Source organism: Bellilinea sp. (assembly GCF_034432615.1).
Taxonomy (GTDB): Bacteria; Chloroflexota; Anaerolineae; order Anaerolineales; family Anaerolineaceae; genus Bellilinea.
Genome location: NZ_DAOUBL010000091.1, coordinates 1 through 4,690, shown reverse-complemented (window position 1 = coordinate 4,690; position 4,690 = coordinate 1). Strand labels below are relative to the sequence as shown.

Sequence of the window (4,690 nt, the reverse complement as noted above, 5' to 3'; positions counted from 1 at the left end):
CGCCAATTGCCTATGTTACTCCGCCGCTCACCGAAAAAGCCCGTCCTCCGGCAGTTAACCGCAAGGTGATGCGTTTTGCAGGTGGGGTTTTGTTGCACAATGGGGGTTTCAATCCGGGTTTGCGGACTGCTTTGAAAGAAAATACTGAACGCTGGGCTCGCTCCAAAATTCCGGTGTGGGTGCACCTGCTGCTAGAAGATCCGCATTCGGCTGAGAGGATGCTCGCTCAGGTGGAAACCTGTTCAGCGGTAACGGCGGTGGAAATCAGCCTGCCGCAGGAATGGAGTGCTGAACAGTCCGCCCAAATTCTGCGATCACTCCGCAGTGATCTTCCGCTTGTCTTGCGCGTGCCACTGAATCAAATGTCCGAAGAATGGATAAAGCAGGCAGGTGCGGCGGGTTTCTGTGCGCTGACCATCGGTGCGCCGCTTGGAAGTCTGCCAGATCCACATTGGGGTGTCTTAACGGGCTGGCTGTATGGTCCAGCACTCTTTCCACTTGTTTTACAGACTTTACTGCGCTGGGGTGACTGTGGTTTACCATTGATCCTCGGCTGTGGATTGTTCCGCGAGCAGGATGTCATTACAGCTCTGCAACAGGGTGCGGCTGCGGTTCAACTGGATGCAATTCTCTGGCAGGGAGGAATTTTTTAATTATTGGGTTGGTTGTATAATGAAAAGCAGGGAAAGGAGTGTTAGGAATGGGCAAGATTTCTGCTGTACGACCTTCGCCAATCGCCGGTTTGTGGTATAGCGCCGATCCCCAACAACTGGCTCAGCAAATTGACCAGTATATTGCACAGGCTCAAATCCCACCGCTGAATGGTAAAGTTATTGCTCTGATTGCACCACATGCCGGACATCGCTATTCCGGCCGCACCGCCGGACATGCTTATAAGACCGTCCTTGGACAGGAATTTGATGTGGTTGCGATTGTTTCGCCCATGCACGCTTATTACCCTGCCCCAGTGCTGACCAGCGCGCACAGCAGTTATTTTACACCGCTGGGAGAAGTACCGGTTGAACGCGATTTGACTGATGGACTGGCAGAACTGCTTGCGGAAGAAACCATCGGTCTTACTCCAATCGCCAATGATGATGAACACTCGCTGGAAATCCAGCTTCCTTTCCTTCAACGGGCATTGAACAAACCATTTTCTCTTCTGCCAGTGATGGTGCGCCGCAAGGACTGGCGCATGGCACAGATTCTCGGCAATGCGCTTGCCAAGGTATTGAAACATCGCAATGCTTTGCTGGTCGCCAGCACCGATCTTTCCCATTTTTATCCCTTGCCAATTGCCAACCAGCTGGATACAGAAATGCTCAGCCTGATCGAGGCGTTCTCACCACAGGGAGTATTGCAGGCTGAGGAGGCCGCCACCGGTTTTGCGTGTGGTGCCGGTGCAGTAGCCGCGGTTCTGGTTGCAGCGCGTGAATTGGGCGGGAATGAGGTCAAAATTCTACATTACAGCACCTCCGCTGAAGAAACCTTAGACTCCTCCTCCGTGGTGGGCTATGGCGCGGCAGTTGTGCTGCAACGGGATTAAGGGTTGACGCAGTTTGCCGAAGTAGCCGTACTCATTCCGGGACGCCTGCAACCCTTCGACTATCACCTGCCGGCAGGCCTGGAAGGAAAGGTTCAACAGGGTTGTCTGGTGGTGGTGCCGCTGGGAGGTCAGCGAGTGCAGGGCGTTGTCCTGCGCATGGTGAACCAACCCAATGTGCCGGAAACCCGCCCTGTGGAAGGATTGGTGGATGCTTTACCGGTATTGACCGCAGCGCAGATGGAACTGGCACGCTGGTTAAGCCACGAAACTCTGGCTGGGCTGGGGTCCTGTCTGGATTTGATGCTCCCTCCGGGACTGGCACAGCCCGCAGACCTGTTGGTGCGCCTGAACCCGGCCCGCCCGGTTGAAGCCGAGCAGTTAAGCCCATTACAGAAACGTCTTGTTCAGTTGTTGAGTGAGCGCGGTGAACTGCGCGGCCGGCAAATCGAAGCAGCCTTTCGGCGGGTCAACTGGAAATCGGCATTGCAGGCTCTGGTCAGACGGGGATTGGTCATCAGCCAGCCGTATCTGGCTCAATCTGCACTGCGGCCGCGCATGGAGCGGCTGGTTCGGCTGGCCATACCCGCAGAACAGATCGGGCAGGCAGAGGAATTGTTGGGGAAGTTGGGCAGCCCGGCGCGCGAACGGCGTAAGAAGGCTTTGCAATTTTTAGCAAACGAGCAAAAGGCTGTGGCAGTCCACTGGGTTACGGCTGCCAGCGGGGTTACCCCGCAAGACTTAAAAAAACTGGAAGCGTTGGGGCTGATTGAATTTGAAGCGGTTCAAAGCTGGCGTGATCCACTGGCAGACTTAAATATCGCGCCTTTGCCGCCGCCTGTGCTTACTGCCGACCAAACACGGGTGTTGCAGGCAATTCTTGCAGACCTCAACACAGACAAAAACCCCAGCCTAAAACCGATTATCTTACATGGGATTACCGGTTCAGGTAAAACCGAAATCTACCTGCGGGCGGTGCAACACACGCTTGATCGGGGGAAACAGGCGATTGTACTAGTACCGGAAATTGCCCTGACGCCGCAAACCATTCAGCGCTTTCAAAGCCGTTTTCCCGGCAGGGTAGGGGTGATTCATTCGCGGCTCTCGGCGGGGGAACGTTATGATACCTGGCAGCGTGCCAGGGCCGGTTTGCTGCAAGTGATTGTGGGGCCGCGCAGCGCGTTGTTTGCGCCGCTGCCGGAGATTGGCTTGCTGGTGGTGGATGAATTTCATGATTCGTCCTATTATCAATCCGAGCCGGCGCCGGCCTATCATGCCGTTCAGGCAGCCATTCATTATGCTGAAATTCTTCAAGCAGTGGTGATTCTGGGTTCGGCAACACCAGAGATTGGTCTGATCTATCAGGCCCGCCGAGCAGGCTGGCCAGTTTTGGAGTTGCCGCAGCGCATTATGGCGCATCGCGAGGCAGTGCAACCGTTCCTGACCGGTGGACGTTCTTCTTCGACGAGCGAAGAGGGGGAAGTTGAAACGACTTCTCTTCCACTTCCTCCGGTTGAGGTAGTTGATATGCGGCAGGAATTGAAAGCAGGCAATCGTTCCATGTTTTCACGGGCGTTGCAGCAGGCTCTGCGAGAAGTGTTGGATCGCAAGCAGCAGGCGATTTTGTACCTGAACCGATTGGGGAGTGCAACCTATGTGTTTTGCAGGGAATGCGGCGCTTCGCTGCGCTGCCCCCGTTGTGAACGTCCCCTGACGTACCATGAATCGCAGCGTTTGTTGATCTGTCACACCTGCAACTACCGGCGGCAGATGCCGCGAAGTTGTCCACAATGTGGCAGCCCCCATATTCGTCAATTCGGCGCCGGCACAGAGCGGGTAGAACAGGAAGTCGGCATTCATTTTCCACAGGCCAGAGTAATCCGCTGGGATTCCCAAACCACGCGGAAAAAAGGTGCACATCAGGCGATTTTGGAGGCATTTGCGGAGGGGAAAGCGAATATTTTGGTGGGAACTCAAATACTGGCAAAAGGACTGGATTTGCCGCGGGTTACCCTGGTGGGTGTTGTACTGGCGGATGCGGGTTTGAATCTGGATGATTTTCGGGCTGCGGAGCGGACGTTCCAGCTGCTTACGCAGGTTGCCGGGCGGGCAGGACGCAGTCCGTTGGGCGGGCGGGTGATTTTACAGACCTTTCAGCCGGAGCATTATGCCATTCGGGCAGCCTCGCGACATGATTATGCCGGTTTTTACCAGTATGAGATTGAACAGCGCAGGAAAATGGGCTACCCGCCCTTTTCGCGTCTGGTTCGATTGGAATACCGTCATCCCAACGCCAACGCGGCCGAAACTGCGGCCCGGGAAATGGCGCAACGTGTAGCAGATTGGATCATGCTCAGCGCTTATCCGGAAACCGAAATCATTGGACCGGTGCCGTGTTTCTTTGCGAAAGAAAGCGGGCAATACCGCTGGCAGATCATCCTGCGCGGGATGGATCCTGCCAGCGTATTGCGCGGTAAGGATTGGGGGGATTGGCGGGTGGAAGTGGACCCGTACTCTTTACTTTAACTTTAGGGCAGCACGTACCACGGGTTGACAAATCCACCCAGATAGCGCACCTCAAAGTGCAGGTGAGGTCCGGTGGAACGACCGGTGCTGCCGGCCTGACCGATGACCTGTCCCTGTGAGACGCTGGCCCCGCAGCGCACATTCCAGGCTGAAAGGTGAGCGTAGAGAGTCTGGTAACCGTTGCCGTGATCAATCATGACCATGTTGCCATAACCCCCGCCGACCGGGCCGGCATAGACGACCACACCACTGTCGGCAGCATAAATGGGGTCACCGGTGTAGGCCGCAATGTCAATTGCCAGATGACCCGGCCAGTAATCATTGCCGGAAAGGACACGGTTGCGGGTCGGCCAGACGAATGTGCCGGTGCCAAAGGCACCGCCGGCGCCGGTATCGCAGGCACCCGGGCCGTAGATGGATTTATTCACACCCGCCGGGCCACGCGGGATGGTGGGCACAACCCACGTGCGGAATTCACGCGATCCCCCTGGAATCATGACATACCTACCGGGTTCGATGACCGGGTTGGCCAGATCAAGTTTGTTGCCGGGGTAGAGTAAAATATCCTGCGGGTCGGCTTTGAAGGTTGCCGCAATTTTTTCGATGGTATCGCCTTCTTTC

Annotated in this window: 4 protein-coding genes; 3 read left to right on the top strand and 1 reads right to left on the bottom strand. The window is 55.9% G+C overall.

The window, feature by feature from the left end:
• The 3 genes from VAE48_RS04310 to priA form a co-directional block, all read left to right on the top strand.
• On the top strand, positions 1-653 hold a 653-nt coding region (locus tag VAE48_RS04310; RefSeq protein ID WP_322792090.1), incomplete at its 5' end, for a hypothetical protein.
• A gap of 47 nt (positions 654-700) precedes the next feature.
• The gene (gene amrB, locus VAE48_RS04305) at positions 701-1,546 is read left to right on the top strand and encodes an AmmeMemoRadiSam system protein B (protein ID WP_322792089.1); all 846 of its coding nucleotides are present in this window, start codon (positions 701-703) and stop codon (positions 1,544-1,546) included.
• 3 nt (positions 1,547-1,549) lie between these two features.
• The gene (priA, locus tag VAE48_RS04300; RefSeq protein WP_322792088.1) at positions 1,550-4,069 is read left to right on the top strand and encodes a replication restart helicase PriA; all 2,520 of its coding nucleotides are present in this window, start codon (positions 1,550-1,552) and stop codon (positions 4,067-4,069) included.
• 2 nt (positions 4,070-4,071) lie between these two features.
• Here the strand turns inward: priA and VAE48_RS04295 are convergent.
• On the bottom strand, positions 4,072-4,690 hold a 619-nt coding region (locus VAE48_RS04295; RefSeq protein WP_322792087.1), incomplete at its 5' end, for a LysM peptidoglycan-binding domain-containing M23 family metallopeptidase.

Excerpts from the sequence above, each read along its gene's own strand:
- amrB (WP_322792089.1), top strand. The coding sequence starts at position 701 with ATGGGCAAGATTTCTGCTGTACGACCTTCGCCAATCGCCGGTTTGTGG.